Genomic DNA, 25798 nt, shown 5'->3' on the forward strand with positions numbered 1-25798 from the left:
CAACTTGAAATATTACGAATATATCAAATATCCGCTGAGCCTGTGATTTGCGAAACACGAGAGAGATCAATATTCCCACCGGAGATAATACTTACCGTCTTGCGCCCTTTAATGTAATGATCCAACTTGCCGCTTAATAATGCCGCAGTCGCTAATGCACCAGCACCTTCAGTGACCACTTTATTACGTTGGATAAGTGCCACCATACTATTGCGAATATCATCTTCGCTGACTAAAACAATTTCGGTAACGAGTTTCTTCACTATTTCAAAAGTGAGTCTGCCAGGGCGAGAAACATCACAACCATCGGCTAAAGTACCAGTAGTACGATGTGCCATTAACTCACCTTTATAAAAAGATGAGGCCATGCCGTGTACGTTTTCTGCCTGAACACCGATAATATTGATTGTCGGGTTGATTGATTTAATGGCCAGAGCAATACCAGCAATTAAACCACCGCCACCAATAGGAACAATAACGTTATCCACATCATATAAATCTTCAAGAATTTCGAGGCCAATAGTGCCTTGCCCGGCAATAACTTTTTCATCGTCATACGGTGGGATGAAGATGCGCCCTTCCATCTCAACAATTTCGCTAACTTTGGCAATGGTGTCGTTGAAGTTATCACCATGCATCACAACCTGTGCAGAGTAGTCGGTAGTGGCAGCGACTTTGGATTTAGGTGCACCATTTGGCATCACAACCTTGCCATTGATTCCCAGGATGGCACAGGAGAGCGAAACACCCTGCGCATGGTTACCTGCGGAACAAGCAACCACACCTTTTTTTCTCTCTTCTTCAGTTAAAGAACTGAGTTTATTAAAAGCACCGCGTATTTTAAATGAACCTGTGCGCTGCATGTTTTCAAACTTCAGAAATATTTCACCCTTACAGCATTCGCTCAGATAATTAGATCGAGGCATGCCTGTTTTATAAATATATCCAGTAAGTCTTTTTTTCGCTTCAAGAACATCAATAATAGTAACAGGAAGTTCATAGTCGATATGCATGTAGACCTCTGCATTAAAAATAAAATAAATATAGGGGAGATGACTATTTATTTAAATAATCATCTTAAATAAATTATATGCATTGTCGTTAACTAAACTAAGCTAAGCGACCTCAGTTAATTTATTAAATTGAAACTGGCTTCGTAGCGAATGTTTTTTTGCTAACTCGACTAATGTTGCGGCAGATCGGTTAATTCGATAGTTTTTAGACCACACGGCAGCATAGCGAGCTACAGGTAATTTATCTTTAACAGGAATTTTAATGAATTGGTTTGAACCGAATGGGGAAACCATATCTCGGGGAATAACCGTCAGGAAACCTGCATTAAGAACAAGATTATAAATCGTCACTACAGAATCTGTTTTAACAATATTTTCGCTTTTGATATTGTTTTTTTGCAGTGTGGTAAGAAGCTCGCTGTAATATCCCATTTCTGTTTGCGGCAACACCCATTGCTCATGGCTTAGTGCGTTTAGGGTTGTCGTTCCTTTGATTACCCGTGTCCGGTTTGCCACCAGAATAAACTCTGATTCAAACAACTGTTCAATATGGAGATCTTGTAGCAGCATTTCATCGCTCAATGTCCCTATAGCAAAATCCAGGCGCCCATCGCGGATTGCAGGTAAGAAAGAAGAGAGTTGAGCTTCAAACATAGAAACCTGAGCCTGAGGGAAGAGCTCTTTGAATTCTTTCATCATGCCAGGCAAAAAAGTAAAGCCAATCAGAGAGGGATAACCAAATGATACGTCGACCACACTATTGCCGGTCATACGATTCATTTCGCTGCACAGATTCCTCAATTCACGGGTGATAGATTCAGAGTGAGTCAGTAGAACTTTACCCGCTTCAGTCAATTTTACACCGGTATTTTTTCTAATGATAAGTTCTAAGCCAAAATAGGTTTCCATCTCGCTAATAATCTTGCTGATTGCCGGTTGGGAAAGACCAAGTTGTTTTGCCGCAGAACCAAATGAGCCACTTCTGACAACTTCCTGGAATACCATCAGATGTTGTGTTTTTGGTAACGTATTATTATCCATGAAGCTCTGCACCCAAGTAACTTTCCATGCAGAAGATCATAACGAATTGCATAGCAGATGTTATGTGGCTTGACTCACAAATACTCGAAAGCTAATTGCATGAAAAACAAAAAAATAAAATAAAACCTTTAAAAACAATAAGTTATAAAAACACAATCTACCGTTAACATGACCAGTATCAACCTTGAATGCTCTGATAAAATTAAGTTATGGAGATAATTTAATCATATAACCAATAATAACCCGCTGTTTATACTGTTTTTTATAATAGCAAGAGAATATTTATCTTAGGGAAATCAAATAAAACCATAACTATTTTTGTTATTTTTAAACAATAATTAATAATTCCGACGTTGCATTTTGATTAATTAATGAACTTAACCCAAGAATTATTCAGAAAATAAATAACAAACCAGCTGCGGAATTTCACTTTAAAATATAGAGATAAAACGATTGCGTTCTCATAATTAAATATAAAAAAAAGTCCGCGCGAGGCGGACTTTTCGATACATCACTTAGGAGGCAACAATTACAGAACGTCTACTGCGTTCAGTTCTTTGAAAGCCTGCTCCAGGCGGGTGATCATGGAAGTCTGTGCAGAACGCAACCATACGCGTGGATCGTAGTATTTCTTGTTCGGCTGGTCTTCACCTTTAGGGTTGCCCAACTGGCCCTGCAGGTAAGCTTCGTTAGCTTTGTAGTAGCTCAGAATACCTTCCCAAGTAGCCCACTGGGTGTCGGTATCGATGTTCATTTTGATAACACCGTAGCTCACGGAATCTTTGATTTCTTGAGCAGTAGAACCGGAACCGCCGTGGAATACGAAGTTCAGGGAGTTGTGCGGCAGGTTGTGTTTCTTAGAAACATAATCCTGAGAATCGCGCAGGATAGTCGGGGTCAGAACCACGTTGCCTGGTTTGTAAACACCGTGAACGTTACCGAAAGAAGCCGCGATGGTGAAACGTGGGCTGATTTTGCTCAGCTCAGTGTACGCGTAATCAACGTCTTCTGGCTGAGTATACAGAGCAGAAGCGTCCATATGGCTGTTGTCTACGCCATCTTCTTCACCACCAGTACAACCCAGTTCAATTTCCAGCGTCATGCCGATTTTGGACATGCGAGCCAGATATTTAGAGCAGATCTCGATGTTTTCTTCCAGAGACTCTTCAGACAGGTCGATCATGTGAGAAGAGAACAGTGGTTTACCGGTAGCAGCGAAGTGTTTTTCACCCGCGTCTAACAACCCATCAATCCACGGCAGCAGTTTCTTAGCGCAGTGGTCAGTGTGCAGGATTACAGGCACGCCGTAATGTTCAGCCATCTGGTGTACGTGATGCGCGCCAGAAATAGCACCCAGGATTGCAGCCCCCTGAGGAACGTCAGTTTTCACGCCTTTACCAGCGATGAAAGCAGCGCCACCGTTAGAGAACTGAACGATAACGGGTGCTTTAACTTTCGCAGCGGTTTCCAGTACGGCGTTGATAGAATCGGTGCCTACGCAGTTAACTGCTGGCAGAGCAAAGCTGTTTTCTTTTGCTATCTGGAAAACTTTCTGTACGTCATCACCAGTGATCACACCAGGTTTTACGAAATCAAAAATCTTAGACATGTTTGGTTGTCCTGTATCGTCGGCCGTTAGAAAAAACGTTTGTGCCACCTAATACTTAGCAGCGGCAAAAAATCAACGGGCAGGAAATCCTGCCCGTAATCATTACTTCTTAGCGCGCTCTTCGAGCATCGCTACTGCTGGCAGTACTTTACCTTCCACGAACTCGAGGAATGCGCCGCCACCAGTGGAGATGTAGGAGATCTTGTCAGCAATGCCGAACAGGTCGATTGCTGCCAGAGTGTCACCGCCGCCTGCGATAGAGAATGCTTCGCTGTCTGCAATTGCATTAGCAACGATTTCAGTACCTTTACGGAAATTCGGGAATTCGAACACGCCAACCGGACCGTTCCACAGAATAGTTTTCGCATTCTTCAGGATTTCAGCCAGTTGCTCAGCTGAAGCATCACCGATATCCAGGATCTGCTCGTCAGATTTCACATCGTTAACAGATTTCAGGGTTGCAGCAGCAGACTCAGAGAACTCAGTCGCAACACGAACGTCAGCTGGAACAGGGATATCACAGATAGTCAGCAGGCGTTTAGCTTCTTCAACCAAGTCTGCTTCGTACAGGGATTTACCGACGTTGTGGCCTTGGGCAGCAACGAAGGTGTTCGCGATGCCACCACCAACAATCAACTGGTCAGCGATTTTGGACAGTGAATCCAGAACGGTCAGTTTGGTAGAAACTTTAGAACCGCCAACGATTGCAACCATTGGGCGAGCGGGGTTACCCAAGGCTTTGCCCAGAGCTTCCAGTTCTGCAGCCAACAGTGGGCCTGCACACGCAATAGGAGCAAATTTGCCAACACCGTGAGTAGAAGCCTGTGCACGGTGAGCCGTACCGAATGCGTCCATTACGAATACGTCGCACAGAGCAGCGTATTTTTTAGATAGGGTTTCGTCGTCTTTCTTTTCGCCTTTGTTAAAGCGAACGTTTTCCAGAACAACCAGCTCACCTGCAGCAATTTCAACGCCATCGAGGTAATCTTTAGCCAGACGAACAGGAGAAGACAGTTTGTCTTTCAGATAGTTAACTACTGGCAGTAAAGAGTACTCTTCGTTGTACTCACCCTCGGTCGGACGACCCAAGTGAGACGTTACCATTACTTTAGCGCCTTGCTTCAGGGCTGCTTCAATGGTCGGCAAAGATGCGCGAATACGTGCATCAGACGTCACTTTCCCTTCTTTAACTGGTACGTTCAGATCAGAACGGATCAATACACGCTTACCAGCCAGATCCAGATCGGCCATCTTAATTACAGACATGGTGAACCCTCTCGTTGATTCTTAAAGTTTTGCAGGCGCATGAAACGCCCTACCTGAAACCACTTGCAGCCATGACTAACGTCGTGTCGAGCATTCGGTTAGCAAAGCCCCATTCGTTATCACACCAGACTAGAGTTTTAATCAGATGTTGCCCACTGACCCGGGTTTGCGTGCCATCAACAATGGCACTATGCGGATCGTGGTTAAAATCAGTCGAGACCAACGGTAATTCCGTATAGTCAACTATACCATGAAATGAATCTCGCGCTGCTTTTTGCAGCAACAGGTTGACTTCATTGGATTTTACCGCATCTCTCACAATGACACTTAAATCAATCGCGGTGACGTTAATCGTCGGAACTCGCACCGCAATCGCTTCAAAACGATCGTTGAATTTCGGGAAAATACGCGTAATCCCCGCCGCCAGACGCGTATCAACTGGAATGATCGACTGGCTGGCTGCACGGGTGCGTCGTAGGTCAGGATGATAAGCATCAATAACCTGCTGATCGTGCATCGCTGAGTGAATCGTTGTCACAGTACCCATCTCAATGCCGTATGCATCATCAAGCAATTTTATGATAGGAATAATGCAGTTGGTGGTGCAGGAAGCATTCGAGACGATGCGGTGTTCGGCAATCACCTCTTCGTGGTTAACACCATAAACCACGGTAGCATCAAGATCGTTACCACCAGGATGCGAGAAGAGAACCTTTTTAGCGCCGGCTTCCAGATGAGCGATACCGTCTGTGCGGGAACCAAATACACCGGTGCAGTCGAGCACTACATCAACGCCTAGCTCACGCCACGGCAACGCGGCAATCGTCGGCTCATGCAGCAAACGAACGGTATCTTCGCCGATCCAAAGTTGATCGCGCTCCTGACGAACGTCCCAGGCAAATCGCCCATGACTGGTGTCGTACTTCAGCAGATGCGCCATGCCCGCAGCATCAGCCAATTCATTGATTGCTACGACGGTAATTTCCGCACGGCGACCGGATTCGTACAAAGCACGTACCACGTTGCGCCCAATGCGACCGAAGCCATTAATTGCGATGCGTACGGTCATATCTCTCCTGCCAGAATCCCTGAAACTGAGTTGCTGACAGAGTAATCCAGCAACCGCCTGAGGGGAATCCTCGCACTCACGAAACTGCAATTGTTTGCTTAATTGTCGATTTATTAATCGACTGAAACGCTTCAGCTATGGTAAGCGAAACGAGGAATAAAGTGAACGTCATCCCTGATCAGCAAACCAATCTTCTGACGTATGTCACAAATTTGATGGAATAAATGCAACGTGATTCCAGCGATGGATGAATAATAGTCCGCTAAAATCGAAAATGATGGAAAACGGTAAGGTCGTATTACCGACCCCGCCGTAATTAACAAAGGGAGTAGCCACCTTGCTCGCACATGCGCAACTGCACATCGGCAGACTGGCTATGATTCAATACACACAGCACATTTGGGCCGTCTGTAGCGTGGAAAAATTCCTCAGCCTGATCTCGTGTCAAGCCACCACGTATTTTTCTGCCAATTAAACGTTCGAAAAGCTGTTCGGGTGATGCGGAAATAAAGATTGAGTAATCGCAAAGTGAGCGCAAGGCCTGCCATTCAGGCTGATTGAGCAGCAACCAGTTACCTTCGACCACCACAATCGGTGCTTCCACTGCAATCGCGTTTTCGACAGGGTCATGCAGATTGCGGTCGTACTGTGGCCAGTAGCTGCCTGGTGTTTGCAAACTGCGCAACGCGTTAGTTAGCTTTTGCACATTAAATGTTTGCGGCGCACCTTTGTGCTGCTTGAGATTGTTCGCCAGCAAATACTCGTTGTAATGATGAAAACCGTCCATTGGCAAAGCCTGGATAGCGGGCAAAGTTTCATCCAGCGAACTCAGATATTCCCAAAATGACACCAGGGTAGATTTCCCTGTTCCCGGAGGTGCTGCGAGAAAGACCACCAACCGACGCCCCAGCGCTTTTTGCTTTTCAGCAAACAACGCCAATAAAGGCTTATGTAACGATTCAACTTCATCATCTTTAAAACAGGCTTGCGTCTCTAACCCATTAATTATCAATGTGGTATTCACCAAACTAGCTCCTTCAACAATGAAGTTACCGCCAGAGATAACGCTGTTTTCACCAGGCTGCCATAACGCGCTTCGGAATAGATTGAGAAGTCCGAATATTTCATGCTTTTTATCGCATTAAAAAGTGTCGCGTTTTGGGTAATCGAATTCAGGTTCACAATAAAATCGTAAGTGACATCATCATGAAACTGAACGGTCTCTTTGCTGTGCTGCACAAAATCGCAAAATTGAGCAAAACAGGTAATGTCGGCATAAAGCCATTTATCCATTTTCCCCAGCGCGTAAATCAGGCGTAGCGCAACGTCGATATCATCAAGCGGCCCACTTCTGGCAAGCAACGGTTTAACAGCGTACTCAAGGATCTCTTCATCATTATCAACAAATAGCGAAGGTAAAAATTGCCGGATGCCGGAAAGCAAAATCTCGTGAGCGACGCTCATAAATGAGGCCAGCGAACTTTGCGCTTCTAGCCGTTCAAGCACATCATCTTCGTTCAATGCGGTCATCAATAGCTCAGTACATTAGAGGTGATGTAGAGAGTCTATAATATTACAGGTACGCTCTATACCATTAATCAAGAGCGTCTGAGTGCGCACAACATCCCCTTCTTCTCGCACACCTTGCAGAATATCGCCCCCCGTAACACCTGTGGCAGAGAAGAGAACCTCATCGCTTTTGACTATTTCATCCAGGCTATAAATGCGGTTTATTTCTACCCCCATTTCGGCGCAACGACGCAATTCAGAATCAGCAATTTGACGATGTTCGGGTGATTCCCCTTTTGCCTGACAGAAATCCAACAGCTCAACCTGCATTTCTCCCCCTAGCGCTTTAACAGCGCAGGCAGAAATCACACCTTCTGGCGCACCACCGATGCTGTACATCACGTCATACTGATTTTCCAGCAGGCAAGTCATGACACTTGCCGCAACATCTCCATCCGGCAGAGCCATGACTTTTACGCCAAGGCTTGTAGCCTGGGCTATCAGCTCCTGATGACGTGGCTTATCGAGTGTGACCATTCGCAGCCGTTCAAGCGGTTTCCCCAGCGCCCTCGCAATATTTCGCAGATTATCCTCAAGCGAGGCAGCCAAATTAATGACACCTTTAGCCTTCTTACCGACCACCAGTTTCTTCATATACATGTCTGGTGCATGAAGCAAAGTGCCCACGGGCGCACAAGCCATCACCGCCAGTGCATTATTCTGCCCCATTGCCACCATACGAGTGCCTTCTATGGGATCAACCGCGATATCAATTTGCGGACTCTGGCCGTTACCTAACATTTCGCCTATAAACAGCATGGGAGCATGATCAATTTCCCCCTCGCCAATGACAATTCTCCCTTGCATATCAATTTGATTAAGCGCATTCCGCATCGCCTGCACTGCAACTCCATCAATACGATTCTTGTCACCGCAGCCGATGAGTGGCCAGGCAGCTAATGCTGCCTGTTCCGTGGTACGGAAAAAAGGATAAGCCAACGCTTTCATAGTTAAGCTTCCTCTCCGATATCAACACCAAAATGCGCTAATAAATACTTTTCTGCGGCCTCGTTCCATACACCATGTGTTTGCGCGATGAGTTCGGCGAGGTGGTGGAATAGCGGATCGGTTTTCCCAAGCTGTTCAAAATCAGTTAGCGCAGTCAGCGGCATTGTGACACCGTTATAAATCAGCTTTTTACCCCCCTGAATATTCGGAAGATTGAGCACCGTTTCAGGCACAGCATCCAGACCGCCGATATGGGTGACCATGAATGAAGGCTGAATTTTCCCCAGTGCCGAAAGTGCAATCGCCTCTTTCATGTCATCCGTTGAACCGCCAGAAGTTCCCACAATATGCGTACTACCGTAATGAACGTTGTAGAAATTAAATGGCACTTTAAAGTTCTTATCTGTCGGCCCAGCAAAGAAATTAAGACAACCATCATCTGCAAGTAAATCGTCGCCAAGCTCAATAACAGAAGGCACAGCGGCATAGACGAATACATCATCAAAACCTGCGCCACCGGTCATCTCACGTAATTCTTCAGCAGGGTTACTAAGCGACTTACTATTCACATAGATAAGTTCAATGCCTTTGCGAGCAGCCATTTCGACCGGCAACAGTTTTTGCGCTTGCGCCAGGCGAGCTTCATCAATATCCACTACCACAATTTTTCCCGGCTTAATATTACCGTTAATTGCATAATCAATAGCACCCATCCCCATTGGCCCTGCGCAGGCCAATAATGCCAAATTGCCACCGGCTTTAATTCCCATCCGGTGTTCATAGACATATTGAGTCGTGTGATAATTGGCTTTGTAAGCACCAATGATACAGCACATTGGTTCGGCTAATGAAGCCGCAGCAAAATAAGATCCGTGATACGGCAAAACACAACCCAGATCGATTGCCTGTTTTGGGATAATCATATAAGTGGCGTTGCCGCCAAAATATTCGTAGCTGTATCCTGCAGAATAACCGCTTGGCAATCCCATTGCCGGTTGCAGAACATAGCGTTGACCTTTTTTATACTCTGTGGTCAGATTTTTACCCACTTCCACAATGACACCGGCACATTCATGCCCGGTAATAACGGGATGATTCTCTAAATCATCAGGAACACGTTTATGTTCGCTAGCCAGTAATGCTGCTTTCCATGTCGATAAACAAACACTATCTGAAATTACGCTCACCAATAATTCATCATCGTTGATATTAGGTAATTCGAATTCGCGGATGCGGACATCCCGCTTGCCATAAATGGCAGCAACTTTCGTTTTCATGTGAATCCTTATTATTTAGTTTGCGCAGTTAATTCAGTAAACAGCACATCAAGTTTTGGGTCGCCAATATAGTTATTTATCAGCACCAAAGGTTTATTCGTCACGAGCTTCACACGCCCCTCCAGGCTTGCGTGAGTGACGATAATCTCGGCATGCTCAGGCACATTCTCAATAGAATAATGTTTAACTTCGGTTGTCATTCCTTGCTTCTCAAGGCGCTTACGGAAAGTCGTTGCCCCCATCGCACTGGACCCCATACCCGCATCGCAAACAAAGGCCACCAACTTCACTGGCATGGTACCCCATGCGCCTTCTTGCTTCATCGTTTTCATGGCGCTCGCCGTCTCATTGAAGCTGTCTTCTGCCTCGACTTCTTTACTACGGTCCATTTTCAGGATGAACGAGGTGATAACAAAAGACACGGCGGTTGCAACAGTCACACCTGCAATGGTGGCAAAGAAGGAGCCGCGTGGTGTCAGTGCCAGATAAGCAAAGATGGAACCAGGACTTGGGCCAGCAACTAAACCTGCACCTAACAAATTGAAGGTATAAATCCCTGACATACCGCCCGCAATCATGGCAATCAGCGTGAGGGGTTTCATCAGCACATACGGGAAATAGAGTTCATGAATACCGCCCAGGAAGTGAATAATCATCGCGCCCGGTGCTGATTTCTTTGCCATTCCTTTGCCAAAAATCGCAAAGCCGAGCAACAAACCAAGCCCTGGTCCCGGATTCGACGCCACCATAAAGAAGATGGACTTACCGGTATCTGATGCCTGCTGCATTCCTAACGGGTAATAAACACCTTGATCAATAGCATTGTTAAGAAAGAGTACTTTTGCCGGTTCATTTATCACAGACAGCAGCGGTAAATAACCGGTACTGACCAGCCATTCAATGCACTCTTTGACAAAGTTGTTGGCCACCAGCACCGCAGGGCCAATAATCTCGAAGGCGAACAGGCAAAGCAGCATCCCCGCGATACCCAGCGAGAAGTTGTTAACCACCATTTCAAAACCGGCCGGGATACGCTTTTCGAGTTTGTTATCGATGAATTTGATAATCCAACCGCCGAGTGGCCCCATAATCATCGCACCGATAAACATCGGAATATCTGCACCGACGATAACTCCGATAGTACCAATCCCACCCATTACAGCACCGCGTTTACCACCAACCAAATGACCGCCAGTAGAACCAATCATCACCGGCAATAAATAGGTGATCATCGGCCCGACTATTTTGGCAAAGTGCTCATTAGGCAGCCAACCGGTGGGAATAAATAACGCGGTAATAAATCCCCACGCAATAAAAGCGCCAATGTTTGGGATCACCATAGCAGTAAGGAATCCCCCGAATGCCTGGACTTTGGCTCGAGTTGATTTATTTTTCATATTTATCCTGACGAAAATAAGATTACCCTTGAGCGATAATATCCACCAACTGTCGCTCGGTATTTGCATTTAATAAAGCTTCAATCTGTGACTCTTCGCAAAATATTTCGCTTAATGCCTGAATAGCACCAATATGCTCATCAGAATCAGCGGCAGATAAACCAATTAATAATTTAACCGGTTCTTTACTCTCACCAAAGGCAACTGCATTTTTAAGTAACGTTAGAGACAACCCGGTTTTTACTGCTCCGCATTCTGGTCTGGCATGCGGCATTGCAATAAATGGAGCCAATATATAATACGGTCCTATTTCAAGTGTGGTTTTTTTAATGGAGTCAACGTAGCCTGATGTGACATAGCCTTTTTTCAAAAGAACTTCCATTGAATAATCCACTGCCTGCTGCCAGTCCTCGGCGTTGTCCTTTATTGAAATGGAAGCATCAGGGAAATAATCGATCAACCGCATACTCACTTCCTCTTTTGTGTCGGGTACTTTTTATTTTAATTAAAGTATTCCTGTACAAAAAATAAATCAAATGAGGGGGCTCAGAGTCATTAACTCAACCGATAAAATATTTAATCTTTATTTTCAATTAGTTAATACATTAACCTTATAATTATTTGAATTGTCAATAGCGTTAATTTGACACCAGTCACAGTTTAAATATTTATATTGCTATCAAATTTGTGACGATCATAACAATTAATCTATTGCCTGATTCTAAAAAAGCGATCTGAGAACTATTTGAATGACCATTTTTGAACATTAAGAAGGAGCAACAGTTTATCTTAAAAGCGGGCTGGTGAGGATCGATTTCACTATGGCTGCGTTTTCCTGATTTGTATCAGTAATCACTCCGAACGATCCCCCTAGAATCTCACCACGTCCGAGTTCGGAGTAAACGAGTATCCCATGACAACACGCCTGATATCCCCTGCGTCTCCCGCACATTTCTATGCATTGCGTTTGCTTCCCGGCCAGGAAGTTCTCAGCCAGTTACGCGATTTTATTCAACAACATCAGCTGCAGGCAGGCTGGATCGCGGGCTGTACCGGCAGCCTGACTGATGTAGCACTGCGCTACGCGGCTAAAGAAGAAACCACGTTGTTGAACGGTAAATTCGAAGTGACCTCGCTTAGTGGAACACTGGAATTAACCGGCGAACATTTACACCTTAGCGTTGCCGATAAAAATGGCAATTTGATCGGCGGCCATATGATGCCAGGTTGTACGGTGCGCACCACGCTTGAACTGATCCTGGGTGAGCTGACGTCTCTGTCGTTCAGTCGCCAACCCTGCCCCGCATCGGGTTACGAAGAACTGGTTGTCACATCCCGCTAATTTTCTTTAAAAATGAGGTCACTATGGCTCGCCGCCAATTCTCAAGCCAGGCACTGGCATTAATTGTTATTTGTGTTGCCATCAATATGACGGGTGGGCAGATAGTCAGCATGCTCAAGCTACCTATTTTTCTCGATTCTATAGGCACTATTATCAGCGCCGTATTACTCGGCCCAGTCATCGGCATGTTGACCGGTTTACTAACCAACCTGCTCTGGGGCTTACTGACCGACCCGATAGCCGCAGCCTTTGCCCCCATCGCCATGATTATCGGTTTAGTCGCCGGATGGATGGCGCGTTTGGGCTGGTTCAAAACCCTACCTAAAGTTATCGTCACCGGCATTGTGATTACTCTTGCAGTCACCGTTTCAGCCGTACCGTTGCGCACCTACTTATTTGCGGGTGTGACGGGCAGTGGCGCAGATCTGTTTGTTGCCTGGATGCACACTATGGGCAAAGATCTGATGGAGTCAGTCGCTATCACGGTACTGGGTGCAAACCTGGTAGATAAAATTCTGACGGCAATCATAGTGTGGGTTTTATTACGCCAACTGCCGTTGCGTACTCTGCGCCACTTCCCTGCTATGTCGGCTGTACGCTGAATGCATCCCTTTACATCCCTTACGCTATGGGGCCTGGCAGCCTGTTCCGCACTGCTGATGCCCACAGGAATTGGGTTAAATGTTTGTGCCGTTACGGCTTTTACCAGCTTGCTGGTGATTCGCGCCACACGCCATCGTGCGCGTTACGTGGCCTGGCTGATGTTGTCACTGGGTGCCGGCCTGTGGTTGATTCACGGTGGTTGGTTGGCGCACTGGTTTAACGGTCAGCCACGTGACCCAGCCCAGTGGACAATGGCCGTAACGCTTTGGATGCGAATTCTGACGATTGTTTCCACCTCGCAACTATGGATGCAATTTGTGCCCGTGCGCCAGTTTATACGGGCACTTTTTGCTAGTCGTTTACCGCCAGGTCTCGCGTATCTGCTTTCGGGGCCACTGTTGGTCGTTGAACAGCTCAAACACCAGTTGTACACCATCCATGAAGCACAACGGGCGCGAGGTGTACCGCTGGATGGACGGTGGTATCAGCGCCTCCGGGCAATTCCGACGCTGATTGTTCCACTCACTCACAACGCGCTTAACGATTTGGCGGTACGTGGTGCGGCACTGGATATGCGCGCGTTTCGTCTGCATCGCAGGCGTACTACGCTGTGGGCACCCAAAGACAGCATTTTCCAGCGAAATCTGCGCTATGGCATGGTGGTGTTGATGGCGGCAGAAGCAGGAGGGTGGATATGGTTACGCTAGAAGATTTTTGCTACCAACCGATGCACGGTAATTCGCCTCCACGCCGCTTAAATTTTAGTTATACACAACCTGGAGTAATAGCCATTATCGGTGGTAATGGCAGCGGTAAGAGCACGATGGCACAACTACTCGCTGGATGGTATCCAGACTTTTTACCTGGCACGATTAGCGGTACTGGCAACTTGCTCGGTAATCCAATCGGGCAGCTTTCGCTAACTGAACAGGCACAAACCATTCAGTTGGTACAGCAGTCGCCGTATCTACAGCTTTCAGGCTGTACGTTCAGCGTTGAAGAAGAGGTCGCATTTGGCCCTGAAAACCTCTGCCTGAATGAGCAGGAAATCCTTGCACGTATTGATATGGCGCTGGCATTCACTGACTGCCAGCCGCTGCGTCACCGTCATCCCAGCACGCTATCTGGCGGCGAGGCTCAGCGCGTGGTAATTGCCTGCGCCCTGGCCATGAAACCAAAAATCCTGCTGTTGGATGAAACCTTCAGCCGCCTGACAGAACAAACAACACATCGCCTTCTTGAACGCCTTTCCAGTTGGGCAAATGCTGAAGGTGCGTTGGTTATTTTGTTTGCTCATAAACCTGAGCCGATGCTCAGCTATTGCCAACATGCATGGCAACTCCGAGCAGGAGAGTTGGTTTCATTATGTTGAATCTTGAAAACGTGGATTTTCGCTGGCCTCACGCGACACAACTCTGCTTGAAAGGGTTATCGCTAAACATTCAACCACAAGAGTGGGTGGCGTTATCCGGAGACAACGGTGCGGGTAAATCCACCTTGTTACGCTTGATGGCTGGGTTACTTTCCCCCTGCGCGGGAATAATTAAAGTTCAAGGACATACGCTTGCGCAACTAAAAGCAAAGCAACGGGCGGCCATTATCGGGGTATTATTTCAGGAAGCGGAGAACCAGGTTCTCCACAGCAAAGTGATTGATGAAGTCGCCTTCGGATTGCGTTTGCAAAAATTGCCATTGGATGAAATCGAACGTCGTACAACAGCAGCACTCACGTTGTGTGGCTTACTGGATGAAGCCCTGGCACATCCATTGGATTTACATGTAGCGCAACGACGCATGGTTGCTGTTGCTAGTCTGGAAGTAATGGCACCACCGCTGCTTCTGCTGGATGAGCCGAGCCGAGATTTTGACGAACACTGGTTGGGACTTTTTGAATCCTGGCTTGCCGTTTGCCAACGGCGTGGAACCACAATTCTTGCCATCAGCCACGATCAGGACTTTACCCATCGCCACTTTCCCAGAGTCATCCGGCTTGCCGAAGGTTCAATAACAAGCGATGGTTCCCCTGCGTAAATCCTCAGTTAGATTCAGGCAAAAAAAACGGGCCGCCTGAGCGACCCGTTTATCATACGTACAGCAATTACAGAACTGCTTTAGCCTGTTTCACCACGTTTTCTACGGTGAAGCCAAACTCTTCGAACAACAGCTCAGCTGGTGCAGATTCACCGAAGGTGGTCATGCCCACAACCGCGCCGTTCAGGCCAACGTATTTGTACCAGTAGTCAGCGATGCTGGCTTCGATGGCAACACGCGCAGCAACTGCTTTAGGTAACACTGCTTCACGGTAAGCTGGATCTTGTTTGTCGAATGCATCGGTAGACGGCATGGAAACCACGCGTGCTTTGATGCCTTCAGCAGACAGCTGATCCCAGGCTGCAACAGCCAGTTCAACTTCAGAACCGGTCGCGATCAAAATCAGTTCAGGCTGGCCTGCACAATCTTTCAGGATGTATGCGCCGCGAGCGATATCCGCCAGTTGCTGCTCAGTACGATCTTGCTGTGCCAGGTTCTGGCGGGAGAAGATCAGAGCGGTCGGGCCGTCGTGACGTTCTACTGCGTATTTCCACGCAACCGCTGATTCTACCTGGTCACACGGACGCCATGTGCTCATGTTTGGCGTCACGCGCAGGGCAGCAAGTTGCTCGACCGGCTGGTGAGTCGGGCCATCTTCGCCCAGACCGATGGAATCATGGGTATACACCATCACCTGGCGTTGTTTCATCAATGCTGCCATACGCACCGCATTACGGGCATATTCAACAAACATCAGGAAGGTAGAGGTGTACGGCAGGAAACCACCGTGCAACGCGATACCGTTCGCAATTGCCGTCATACCGAATTCACGTACACCGTAATGGATGTAGTTACCGGCAAGATCTTCGTTGATCGCTTTAGAACCAGACCAGATAGTCAGGTTAGAAGGCGCAAGATCTGCAGAGCCGCCGAGGAATTCAGGCAACATATGGCCGAATGCTTCGATGGTGTTCTGGGATGCTTTACGGCTGGCGATTTTTGCAGGGTTAGCCTGCAGGTTCGCGATGAACTCTTGCGCTTTAGCGGCAAAATCAGCAGGCATATCGCCTTTCATACGACGGATGAATTCGGCTGCTTCTTGCGGGAAAGCTTTAGCGTAGGCAGCGAACTTCTCGTTCCATGCCGCTTCTTTCGCCTGGCCTGCTTCACGCGCATCCCACTGAGCATAAATGTCTTGTGGGATTTCGAACGGCGCGTGTTTCCAGCCCAGCGCTTCACGGGTCAGCGCGATTTCTGCATCACCCAAAGGTGCGCCATGTGAATCGTGCGTACCGGCTTTGTTTGGTGAACCGAAACCGATGATGGTTTTGCACATCAGCAGTGAAGGTTTGTCGGTTACAGCTTTAGCTTCTTCAACAGCGCGTTTGATAGCGTCTGCATCGTGGCCGTCCACGCCGCGCACTACGTGCCAGCCGTAGGCTTCAAAACGTTTCGCCGTATCATCGGTGAACCAGCCTTCAACATGGCCGTCGATAGAAATACCGTTGTCATCATAGAAGGCAACCAGTTTACCCAGACCCAGCGTACCCGCCAGCGAGCAGACTTCATGGGAGATACCTTCCATCATGCAGCCATCACCCATAAAGGTGTAGGTGAAGTGGTCAACGATGTCATGACCAGGACGGTTGAACTGTGCAGCCATAGTACGTTCAGCAATCGCCATACCTACGGCGTTCGCAACACCCTGACCCAGCGGGCCAGTTGTGGTTTCTACACCGGCGGTGTAGCCCACTTCCGGGTGGCCCGGAGTTTTGGAATGCAGCTGACGGAAGTTTTTCAATTCTTCAATCGGCAAGTCATAACCTGTGAGATGCAACAGGCTGTAAATCAGCATTGAGCCGTGGCCGTTAGAAAGAACGAAACGGTCGCGGTCAGCCCATGCAGGGTTCTGCGGGTTATGGTTCAGGAAATCGCGCCACAGGACTTCGGCAATGTCGGCCATGCCCATAGGGGCACCCGGGTGACCGGATTTGGCTTTTTGTACTGCGTCCATGCTGAGTGCACGAATAGCATTGGCAAGCTCTTTACGAGAGGACATTTTGACTCCAGATCGGATGGTTGAAGGTCACGCCTTGACTACTATGCGTAATGGGCTACGCCCAAAAAATTGCCATCAATGTACCGCAAGCCGTGTGCCATGTACATGGAGCATCCTTTTGTCTGGTTAAGAAATCTCTGGAACCTGCTCGCATGTTGCGCAAGTTACTGCGCGTGTCTGATTAACTTCTTTATACTAAAGCCGTAAGCCCGCTCTGCGCGGCTCAATCCCCCCTGAGAAGTTGTCACTAATTAAGGATATTGGCATGAAATTGCGCCCAATTTTACTAAGCCTGAGCGTTGCCGCCCTACTGAGCGGTTGCCAGAACATGGATTCTAACGGCCTGCTGGCTTCCGGTGCGGAAGCATTTCAGGCGTACACATTAAGTGATGCACAGGTAAAAGATCTGAGTGACAAATCCTGTGCCGAACTCGATAGCAAAGCGAGCATCGCTCCAGCCAGCAGCGAATATGCACAGCGCCTGACCAAAATTTCCGCTGCTCTGGGCGACAACATCAACGGTATGCCAGTGAACTACAAGGTTTACGTCACTAAAGACGTGAACGCCTTTGCAATGGCTAACGGCTGTATCCGCGTTTACAGCGGTCTAATGGACATGATGAACGATAACGAAGTCGAAGCCGTTATCGGCCATGAAATGGGCCACGTTGCTCTTGGTCATGTGAAGAAAGGTATGCAGGTCGCGTTGAGCACTAACGCTGCACGTGTTGCAGCGGCCTCAGCAGGCGGTGTGATTGGTAGTTTGTCGCAGTCTCAGCTGGGTGATTTAGGTGAAAAACTGGTAAATGCACAGTTCTCCCAGCGCCAGGAATCTGAAGCCGATGACTACTCGTATGATTTGTTAAGAAAACGCGGAATCAACCCAATTGGGCTGGCAACCAGCTTTGAAAAACTGGCTAAAGCGGAAGAAGGCCGCCAAAGCTCAATGCTTGACGACCACCCTGCTTCTGCCGAACGTGCGCAACATATTCGCGACCGTATGGCAGCAGATGGCTTGAAATAAATGCCTGGCCGCCCTTACTCAGGGCGGCCAAAACACTATTCGCCTTTTTTAGCAGCCTGGATGTAGAGCATTTCCAGAGCCAATGTCGCCCCTGCCAACGCAGTGATTTCAGATTGATCGTAAGCTGGAGAAACTTCCACTACATCCATACCTACGATGTTCAAATCTTTCAAACCGCGAACCAGCTTCAGAGCGCGATCGGTCGTCAAACCACCGATAACCGGCGTACCGGTACCTGGCGCAAATGCAGGATCCAGACAGTCGATGTCAAAGGTCAGATAAACAGGCATATCACCCACAATCTGTTTCACCTGAGCCAGTACATCATCAACGGTACGATCATTGACCTGGCCTGCATCAAGCACGGTAAAACCGTTATCTTTGTCGAACTCAGTACGGATACCAATCTGCACAGAATGGTGTGGGTCGATCAACCCTTCGTTTGGCGCGGTGTAGAACATGGTGCCGTGGTCAAACTCGCAACCGTTCGCGTAGGTATCTGTGTGGGCATCAAAATGCACCAGCGCCATTTTACCAAAGTGCTTAGCGTGAGCGCGCAGCAGTGGCAAAGTCACAAAGTGGTCGCCACCGAAAGAGAGCATACGTTTACCAGCAGCCAGCAGTTTTTCGGCGTGGGCTTGCAGGCGCTCGCTCATATCACGCGCGTCACCGAAGGCGTAAACCAGGTCGCCACAGTCAACAACATTCAAACGTTCGCGCACATCAAAGTTCCACGGAAAGCGGTTGCCTTCCCATGCCAGGTTGGTAGAAACCTGGCGGATAGCCGCAGGACCATGACGCCCACCCGCACGGCCAGAAGTTGCCGCATCAAAGGGCACGCCAGTGATAACCCAATCAGCATCGCTGTCGTATGGCATGAAGTTCAGTGGAAAACGTAAAAAACCGAAGGCATTGGATACCAGGGAGTTATCGTATTGATGGCCTAAGGTGCTCATTGTCTGACCTCGCGGTGGATAGTTGAAATTATGTCAAAAAAAATCCCTTCCGCGTCGTTAAACCCGACGAGGAAGGGACTGGATGAATTCGCAGACTGCTTGTTGGCGCGGATTATCGCCGTAAATTCGTTCGGGTTCAATAGCGCAGAATTCATTCGCGTTTGGGCGAATAAACCTGCGCATCCGCTAATCCTTACTCATCTTCCAAATAAGTATAGCCGTACAATCCAGCCTCAAATTCTTCAAGGAACTGCTGCTGTAAACCTTCATCCAGATCAGTTTGTTTCACCTGGTCGCGGAAATGCTTCAGCAGAGTATTTGGATCAAGCTGTACGTATTGCAGCATATCCGCAACGGTGTCACCTTCATCAGAAAGCTCAACTTCTACGCTGCCGTCAGGGAAGACAAACACGTCAACCGCTTCGGTATCACCGAATAGGTTGTGCATGTTGCCCAGAATTTCCTGGTATGCGCCAACCATAAAGAAGCCCAGCAGCGGCGGGTTTTCCGCATCGTATTCTGGCATTGGCATGGTGGTCGCAATACCGTCACCATCGATGTAGTGATCGATAGCACCGTCGGAGTCACAAGTGATATCCAGCAGCACAGCACGACGCTCAGGAACCTGGTTTAACCCTTCAAGCGGCAGTACCGGGAACAGCTGATCGATGCCCCACGCATCCGGCATTGACTGGAACAGTGAGAAGTTGACGTAAATCTTATCCGCCATACGTTCTTGCAGTTCATCAATAATAGGACGGTGCGCACGGTTGCTTGGGTCCAGCAGGCGCTGGATTTCATGGCACATGCTCAGATAAAGCTGCTCCGCCCAGGCACGTTCTTGCAAAGAGAAACTCCCTGCCGCATAGCCGGTGTGGATATCATGCAAATCAATCTGGCTGTCGTGCAACCATTCACGCAGCGAGCGGCGGTTGTTCGGCTCGTGCATTTCACCCCAGGTTTCCCACATGCTTTGCAGCGCACGTGGTGCGTCTTCAGCAGGAGCCGTTGGCGTAGTGTATTCGTTGCGTTCAACACCGATGATGTTCGACACCAACACAGTGTGGTGAGCAGTAACCGCACGACCCGATTCGGTAATCACCGTTGGATGCGGTAAACCGTTTTCTTCACATGCATCACCGATTGCCCAAATGATGTTGTTGGCGTATTCGTTCAAGCCATAGTTGACCGAACAATCTGACTGAGAACGCGTCCCTTCATAGTCCACGCCCAGACCGCCGCCCACGTCGAAGCACTCAATGTTGACGCCCATCTTATGCAGTTCAACATAGAAACGAGCAGATTCACGAACGCCGGTTGCGATATCGCGAATGTTCGCCATCTGCGAACCCAAGTGGAAGTGCAGCAATTGCAAGCTGTCGATACGACCGGCTTCACGCAACATTTCAACCAGTTGCAGAACCTGAGTCGCCGCCAGACCAAATTTAGATTTTTCGCCGCCAGAAGATTGCCATTTGCCGGAGCCTTGTGACGCCAGGCGCGCACGCACACCAAGGCGTGGCACTACATTCAAACGCTCAGCCTCTTCCAGCACAATGCGAATTTCTGACATCTTCTCGATGACCAGATAGACCTTATGGCCCATTTTCTCGCCGATAAGCGCCAGACGGATATATTCACGGTCTTTATAACCGTTACAGACAATCACCGAACGCGTCATGCCCGCATGCGCCAGCACAGCCATCAATTCAGCTTTAGAGCCAGCTTCAAGGCCCAGCGGTTCACCGGAATGAATCAAAGATTCAATGACGCGGCGGTGCTGGTTCACCTTAATCGGGTAAACGAGGAAGTAGTTGCCGTTATAACCGTAAGATTCACGAGCACGTTTGAACGCGGCATTAATAGAACGCAGGCGGTGCTGCAAAATCTGCGGGAAGCAGAACAGTGCAGGTAAACGCTGCCCCTGTGCTTCACGGGCTTTTACGAGCTCAGCAAGATCAACACGCGCCTCTGGGACATCCGGGTCCGGGCAAACGGTAATGTGACCTAATTCGTTGACGTCGTAATAGTTATTGCCCCACCAGGCAATATTGTAAGTACGCAGCATTTTGCTGGCTTCCTGGGAGCTCATGGCAACCTCCTGCATGGAGCGGTGTACATCCTGCTCGCCCACTGACGAACCCGAAACAGAAGAGATTTTGTCAGACATGGCGAACCTCAAATTTATACGAATGTGCAAAACAGTTGACTACTATCGCAGGGGTATCCCGCAATAACAACCCATTAACAGCGTGTAGCGGCAGCATAAGACGCTGACAGACAAACTGTGCGACCGGTTTCTTTTTCATATCATTGTAAAACACGTTACCGAGCTCCGTAGGACGGGTCGGTGAAACCACGAGAATACTCCTGTCAAAGACAAGAGAGCCCTTGTTCAGTTATCACGGAGATCAATGACCAGCCCGAGAATCCTGAGAAGCGCCGAGATGGGTATAACATCGGCTGGAAAGTAGCATAGAGATGCAGGTTGCGAGGGGCATTTGCGCGACCAAGTTGGTCGTCAGATTTTGCGAGTTACAGCGGTTCATCAATCGTATCACCCCCACACACGCGGTTCAGGCGTGCGACAAGCCAAAGCTAAGATTTTTGCTCAACCCGGCTGGAAGTGGGCATCACGAATAGAAAAATCGTGTGCTTGTTGAATGAGCCGCGCGCGCCGCTTTATACCGATAACAGACCATAATTGCAAAACAAAAATCCCTGGATTGCAAGGCTGTCGGTAAAATTTGCCACCTGAGTTTATTTGCTGAAACTTGCAGACGCAAAAATCACTGGTAATCTGATTAATGGATAACCTAGAATAGACGTCCAGATGTTAATCCATCTATACCGATTAACTGTTAGACTGCCTGAAATTAAACCTGCGGCAAAAACTCCATAAATCAGTACATCGAACTGATGTGAGTGCCAATTAGCGGTAGTCTGCACTAACCTAATTCTCTTAGGGTGAATAAAACATGGCAAAACACCTCTTTACGTCCGAGTCTGTATCAGAAGGGCATCCCGATAAAATCGCTGACCAAATCTCCGATGCGGTACTTGACGCAATCCTCGAACAGGATCCGAAAGCACGTGTAGCGTGTGAGACTTACGTCAAAACTGGCATGGTTTTGGTCGGTGGCGAAATCACCACCAGCGCATGGGTTGATATCGAAGAAATCACTCGTCAAACGATTCGTGAAATCGGTTACGTGCATTCTGATATGGGCTTTGATGCCAACTCTTGTGCAGTATTAAGCGCTATCGGCAAACAGTCTCCGGACATTAACCAGGGCGTTGACCGCACCGACCCGCTGGAGCAAGGCGCGGGTGACCAGGGTCTGATGTTTGGTTATGCGACCAACGAAACCGACGTGCTGATGCCAGCGCCAATCACTTACGCACACCGTCTGGTTCAACGCCAGGCTGAAGTTCGTAAAAACGGCACACTGAAATGGTTACGCCCGGATGCAAAAAGCCAGGTCACCTTCCAGTACGACAATGGCAACATTGTCGGTATTGATGCAGTTGTTCTGTCTACACAGCACTCTGAAGATGTGTCGCAAAAAGATCTGCATGACGCGGTCATGGAAGAGATCATTAAGCCGGTTCTGCCTGCTGAATGGCTGACTGCCAGCACCAAATTCTTCATCAACCCAACTGGCCGTTTTGTTATCGGTGGCCCAATGGGTGACTGCGGTCTGACGGGTCGTAAAATTATCGTTGATACCTACGGCGGCATGGCTCGTCATGGTGGTGGTGCGTTCTCCGGTAAAGATCCGTCTAAAGTTGACCGTTCTGCGGCGTACGCGGCTCGTTATGTGGCGAAAAACATCGTTGCTGCGGGTCTTGCAGATCGCTGTGAAATTCAGGTTTCTTACGCAATCGGCGTGGCTGAGCCAACCTCTATCATGGTTGAAACCTTCGGTACTGAGAAAGTCTCTACCGAACAACTGACCCTGCTGGTGCGTGAGTTTTTCGACCTGCGTCCATACGGCCTGATCCAGATGCTGGATCTACTGCACCCAATCTACAAAGAAACCGCAGCATACGGTCACTTTGGTCGTGAGCATTTCCCTTGGGAAAAAACCGACAAAGCAGAATTGCTGCGTGATGCTGCCGGTCTGAAATAAAACCTACCAGTACACTAAACTTTAAAGGCCAGCGCTCTGCTGGCCTTTCGCTTTTCTATCCCCAGAACCATTCCCTGACCTTCCTGAAGTAATTTCGTCCCAGACAAGCAAAAGAAGTGAAAGCGGTTACATCTATGCTGATGGAGTGTTAATTAAGATTATTCTCCATGACAATAGCTTGTTGCTGCGCTAGTTACAAAATCTTTCAGATTAGTCCTGATCGCTAGTTTTTGCTTTTATTTTACGCAAATAACTCACTGTTTTACATAATAAATTTAAACACACACTTCTTGACATTAGTGTAACCGATTACACTAACGTGAGTTGTGTCACACAATTTCACGTCGCGTTAACCTACCCTTAAGTACAGGTAAAGTTACTAATTCAACTGGAGAGCATTATGCCTGACATTAAAAAACAAGGGCGCTCGAACAAAAGCATGACCTTTTTTGTCTGTTTCCTTGCAGCCCTGGCCGGTTTGTTATTTGGCCTGGATATTGGCGTTATTGCCGGTGCATTACCGTTTATCGCAAAAGATTTCCAGATAACTGCACATCAGCAAGAGTGGGTTGTTAGCTCAATGATGTTCGGTGCAGCAGTCGGTGCCGTGGGTAGTGGCTGGCTGTCCTTCCGTATCGGACGTAAATACAGTCTGATGATTGGTGCCGTGCTTTTCGTTGCCGGTTCATTGTGTTCGGCTTTCGCACCCAATACCGAAATCCTGATTATTTCCCGCGTATTGCTGGGTCTGGCTGTGGGTGTTGCGTCTTATACTGCACCGCTTTATCTGTCCGAGATTGCACCGGAAAAAATCCGCGGCAGCATGATCTCGATGTACCAGTTGATGATTACCATTGGTATTCTTGGCGCATATCTTTCCGATACCGCATTTAGCTACAGCGGCTCATGGCGCTGGATGCTTGGTGTTATCACCATCCCGGCGTTGATTTTACTGGTTGGCGTCTTTTTCCTACCGGACAGCCCACGCTGGTTCGCTGCGAAACGCCGATTCCACGATGCTGAGCGCGTGCTAATGCGCCTGCGCGATACCAGTGCAGAAGCTAAACGTGAGCTGGAAGAAATCCGTGAAAGTCTGCAAGTTAAACAAAGCGGCTGGTCACTGTTTAAAGAAAACAGCCACTTCCGTCGTGCCGTATTCCTGGGTGTTCTACTGCAGGTGATGCAACAGTTCACCGGTATGAATGTCATCATGTACTACGCACCGAAAATCTTCGAAATTGCTGGATTTGCCAACACCACGCAGCAAATGTGGGGCACCGTCATCGTTGGTCTTATCAACGTTCTGGCAACCTTCATTGCAATTGGCCTGGTGGACAGATGGGGCCGTAAACCAACGCTGGTGCTGGGCTTTATGGTTATGGCCGTTGGTATGGGTATTCTCGGCACAATGCTGCATGTGGGTATTCACTCCCAAGGCGCGCAGTACTTTGCCATCGCCATGTTGCTGATGTTCATCATTGGTTTTGCGATGAGTGCTGGCCCGTTGATTTGGGTCCTGTGTTCTGAAATTCAGCCGCTCAAAGGCCGTGATTTTGGTATCACTTGCTCTACAGCAACCAACTGGATTGCGAATATGATTGTTGGCGCAACGTTCCTGACGATGCTTAACACGCTGGGCAATGCGAATACCTTCTGGGTCTACGCGGCGTTGAACCTGTTCTTTATTGTTCTGACTCTGTGGCTGGTTCCAGAAACCAAACACGTATCTCTGGAACACATCGAACGTAACCTGATGAAAGGTCGTCGGTTACGTGAGATTGGTACTCACAACTAAGAATCACAAGCCCCTCTTCTCAACCGAGAGGGGCTTGCACCGTGCTTCGCCTCGCACTATTCTCTGCCGTTATGAAATCTCCAAGACTCCCTATAGCTATCCAACAGGCCGTTATGCGCTGCCTGCGGGAAAAACTCCAGCAGGCAAACCTACACTTAGGCCGTAACTACCCGGAGCCGAAACTGGTTTATCAGCAGCGTGGTACAGCTGCGGGTACGGCGTGGATGGACAGCTACGAAATTCGTCTCAACCCCGTGTTGTTAATGGAAAATCAGCAGACTTTTATAGATGAAGTTGTACCGCATGAACTGGCACACCTGTTGGTGTGGAAGCACTTTGGCCGCGTAGCACCACACGGCAAAGAGTGGAAGTGGATGATGGAAACCGTACTCGGCGTTCCTGCCCGCCGCACCCATCAGTTTGAAGTACAATCCGTGCGCAAAAATACCTTTCCTTATCGTTGCCTTTGCCAACTGCATCAACTCACCGTCCGCCGCCATAATCGGGTGGTTCGAGGCGAAGCGGAATATCGATGTGTGCATTGTGGTGACTTGCTAAAACCCGACGCTACAACTCACTGTAATTAAAAATATTAATCTAAAAGTTTCCTGATTTAGCTTATTGAATCCCAATAACGCTTCAAGTAGGGTGCGGGCATGTTTTAGT

General features: G+C 48.2%; 25 protein-coding genes. 9 read left to right on the plus strand and 16 right to left on the minus strand.

Annotated elements, in window-relative coordinates; genetic code table 11:
- Positions 1-23: 23 nt before the first annotated feature.
- The 11 genes from tdcB to cmtB form a co-directional block, all read right to left on the minus strand.
- Positions 24-1013, minus strand: a complete 990-nt coding sequence (gene tdcB / locus FH968_RS08345; protein ID WP_139878684.1) for a bifunctional threonine ammonia-lyase/L-serine ammonia-lyase TdcB — start codon at positions 1011-1013, stop codon at positions 24-26.
- A gap of 102 nt (positions 1014-1115) precedes the next feature.
- Positions 1116-2054: a transcriptional regulator TdcA gene (tdcA, locus tag FH968_RS08350; protein ID WP_139878685.1), complete on the minus strand. Its 939-nt coding sequence runs from the start codon at positions 2052-2054 to the stop codon at positions 1116-1118.
- Positions 2055-2583: 529 nt separating this feature from the next.
- On the minus strand, positions 2584-3663 hold the full coding sequence (fbaA, locus tag FH968_RS08355; protein ID WP_139878686.1) for a class II fructose-bisphosphate aldolase: 1080 nt from the start codon (positions 3661-3663) through the stop codon (positions 2584-2586).
- Between the two features lie 102 nt (positions 3664-3765).
- Positions 3766-4929 (minus strand): phosphoglycerate kinase, encoded by a 1164-nt coding sequence (gene pgk, locus FH968_RS08360; protein WP_139878687.1) that lies wholly within the window; start codon positions 4927-4929, stop codon positions 3766-3768.
- A 49-nt stretch (positions 4930-4978) separates the two neighbouring features.
- Positions 4979-5998: an erythrose-4-phosphate dehydrogenase gene (epd, locus tag FH968_RS08365; protein ID WP_139878688.1), complete on the minus strand. Its 1020-nt coding sequence runs from the start codon at positions 5996-5998 to the stop codon at positions 4979-4981.
- Positions 5999-6314: 316 nt separating this feature from the next.
- Positions 6315-7022 carry a nucleoside/nucleotide kinase family protein gene (locus FH968_RS08370; protein ID WP_139878689.1) on the minus strand — a complete coding sequence of 236 codons (708 nt, stop codon included), beginning with the start codon at positions 7020-7022 and terminating at the stop codon, positions 6315-6317.
- Complete coding sequence (locus FH968_RS08375; RefSeq protein ID WP_139878690.1) at positions 7019-7528, minus strand: MltR family transcriptional regulator; 510 nt, start codon at positions 7526-7528, stop codon at positions 7019-7021. Before FH968_RS08375 ends, FH968_RS08370 begins: the two co-directional genes overlap by 4 nt.
- Positions 7529-7543: 15 nt before the next feature.
- On the minus strand, positions 7544-8515 hold the full coding sequence (glpX, locus tag FH968_RS08380; RefSeq protein WP_139878691.1) for a class II fructose-bisphosphatase: 972 nt from the start codon (positions 8513-8515) through the stop codon (positions 7544-7546).
- A 2-nt stretch (positions 8516-8517) separates the two neighbouring features.
- The gene (locus FH968_RS08385) at positions 8518-9792 is read right to left on the minus strand and encodes a zinc-binding dehydrogenase (protein WP_139878692.1); all 1275 of its coding nucleotides are present in this window, start codon (positions 9790-9792) and stop codon (positions 8518-8520) included.
- 11 nt (positions 9793-9803) lie between these two features.
- Positions 9804-11189 carry a PTS mannitol transporter subunit IICB gene (locus FH968_RS08390; protein ID WP_139878693.1) on the minus strand — a complete coding sequence of 462 codons (1386 nt, stop codon included), beginning with the start codon at positions 11187-11189 and terminating at the stop codon, positions 9804-9806.
- A gap of 22 nt (positions 11190-11211) precedes the next feature.
- Positions 11212-11655 carry a PTS mannitol transporter subunit IIA gene (gene cmtB / locus FH968_RS08395; protein WP_139878694.1) on the minus strand — a complete coding sequence of 148 codons (444 nt, stop codon included), beginning with the start codon at positions 11653-11655 and terminating at the stop codon, positions 11212-11214.
- Positions 11656-12102: 447 nt separating this feature from the next.
- Between cmtB and FH968_RS08400 the strand changes: the two genes are divergently transcribed.
- From FH968_RS08400 to FH968_RS08420, 5 genes are read left to right on the plus strand one after another with little or no spacing between them, the layout of a single operon-like run.
- Positions 12103-12531 (plus strand): PPC domain-containing DNA-binding protein, encoded by a 429-nt coding sequence (locus FH968_RS08400; RefSeq protein WP_139878695.1) that lies wholly within the window; start codon positions 12103-12105, stop codon positions 12529-12531.
- Positions 12532-12554: 23 nt separating this feature from the next.
- Positions 12555-13133 carry an ECF transporter S component gene (locus FH968_RS08405; RefSeq protein WP_139878696.1) on the plus strand — a complete coding sequence of 193 codons (579 nt, stop codon included), beginning with the start codon at positions 12555-12557 and terminating at the stop codon, positions 13131-13133.
- The gene (locus FH968_RS08410) at positions 13134-13841 is read left to right on the plus strand and encodes an energy-coupling factor transporter transmembrane component T (RefSeq protein ID WP_139878697.1); all 708 of its coding nucleotides are present in this window, start codon (positions 13134-13136) and stop codon (positions 13839-13841) included.
- Positions 13829-14506, plus strand: coding sequence for an ABC transporter ATP-binding protein (locus tag FH968_RS08415; RefSeq protein WP_139878698.1), 678 nt, complete (start codon positions 13829-13831; stop codon positions 14504-14506). The genes FH968_RS08410 and FH968_RS08415 overlap by 13 nt, the downstream gene beginning before the upstream one ends.
- Positions 14500-15165 (plus strand): energy-coupling factor ABC transporter ATP-binding protein, encoded by a 666-nt coding sequence (locus FH968_RS08420; RefSeq protein WP_139878699.1) that lies wholly within the window; start codon positions 14500-14502, stop codon positions 15163-15165. Before FH968_RS08415 ends, FH968_RS08420 begins: the two co-directional genes overlap by 7 nt.
- 67 nt (positions 15166-15232) lie before the next feature.
- Here FH968_RS08420 and tkt read toward each other — a convergent pair whose 3' ends face one another.
- Positions 15233-17224 carry a transketolase gene (gene tkt / locus FH968_RS08425; RefSeq protein WP_139878700.1) on the minus strand — a complete coding sequence of 664 codons (1992 nt, stop codon included), beginning with the start codon at positions 17222-17224 and terminating at the stop codon, positions 15233-15235.
- Positions 17225-17489: 265 nt separating this feature from the next.
- On the opposite strand from tkt, the gene FH968_RS08430 reads away from it, so the two are divergent.
- Positions 17490-18248, plus strand: a complete 759-nt coding sequence (locus FH968_RS08430) for a M48 family metallopeptidase (protein ID WP_139878701.1) — start codon at positions 17490-17492, stop codon at positions 18246-18248.
- Positions 18249-18283: 35 nt separating this feature from the next.
- Here the strand turns inward: FH968_RS08430 and speB are convergent, their stop codons facing one another.
- From speB to yqgB, 4 genes are read right to left on the minus strand one after another with little or no spacing between them, the layout of a single operon-like run.
- A complete protein-coding gene (gene speB / locus FH968_RS08435) occupies positions 18284-19204 on the minus strand; it encodes an agmatinase (RefSeq protein ID WP_139878702.1) in 921 nt (306 codons plus the stop codon).
- A 57-nt stretch (positions 19205-19261) separates the two neighbouring features.
- The gene (locus FH968_RS24065; RefSeq protein WP_255431485.1) at positions 19262-19387 is read right to left on the minus strand and encodes a hypothetical protein; all 126 of its coding nucleotides are present in this window, start codon (positions 19385-19387) and stop codon (positions 19262-19264) included.
- Between the two features lie 10 nt (positions 19388-19397).
- Positions 19398-21374 (minus strand): biosynthetic arginine decarboxylase, encoded by a 1977-nt coding sequence (speA, locus tag FH968_RS08440; RefSeq protein ID WP_139878703.1) that lies wholly within the window; start codon positions 21372-21374, stop codon positions 19398-19400.
- A complete protein-coding gene (yqgB, locus tag FH968_RS08445) occupies positions 21367-21513 on the minus strand; it encodes an acid stress response protein YqgB (RefSeq protein ID WP_139878794.1) in 147 nt (48 codons plus the stop codon). Before yqgB ends, speA begins: the two co-directional genes overlap by 8 nt.
- 669 nt (positions 21514-22182) lie before the next feature.
- Here yqgB and metK point away from each other — a divergent pair.
- From metK to FH968_RS08460, 3 genes are all read left to right on the plus strand, one after another.
- A complete protein-coding gene (gene metK / locus FH968_RS08450) occupies positions 22183-23337 on the plus strand; it encodes a methionine adenosyltransferase (RefSeq protein WP_139878704.1) in 1155 nt (384 codons plus the stop codon).
- 400 nt (positions 23338-23737) lie between these two features.
- On the plus strand, positions 23738-25132 hold the full coding sequence (locus tag FH968_RS08455; protein WP_139878705.1) for a sugar porter family MFS transporter: 1395 nt from the start codon (positions 23738-23740) through the stop codon (positions 25130-25132).
- Between the two features lie 71 nt (positions 25133-25203).
- A complete protein-coding gene (locus FH968_RS08460; RefSeq protein ID WP_139878795.1) occupies positions 25204-25719 on the plus strand; it encodes a SprT family zinc-dependent metalloprotease in 516 nt (171 codons plus the stop codon).
- Positions 25720-25798 lie beyond the last annotated feature (79 nt).

This window comes from Buttiauxella sp. B2 (assembly GCF_006376615.1).
Taxonomy (GTDB): domain Bacteria; phylum Pseudomonadota; class Gammaproteobacteria; order Enterobacterales; family Enterobacteriaceae; genus Buttiauxella.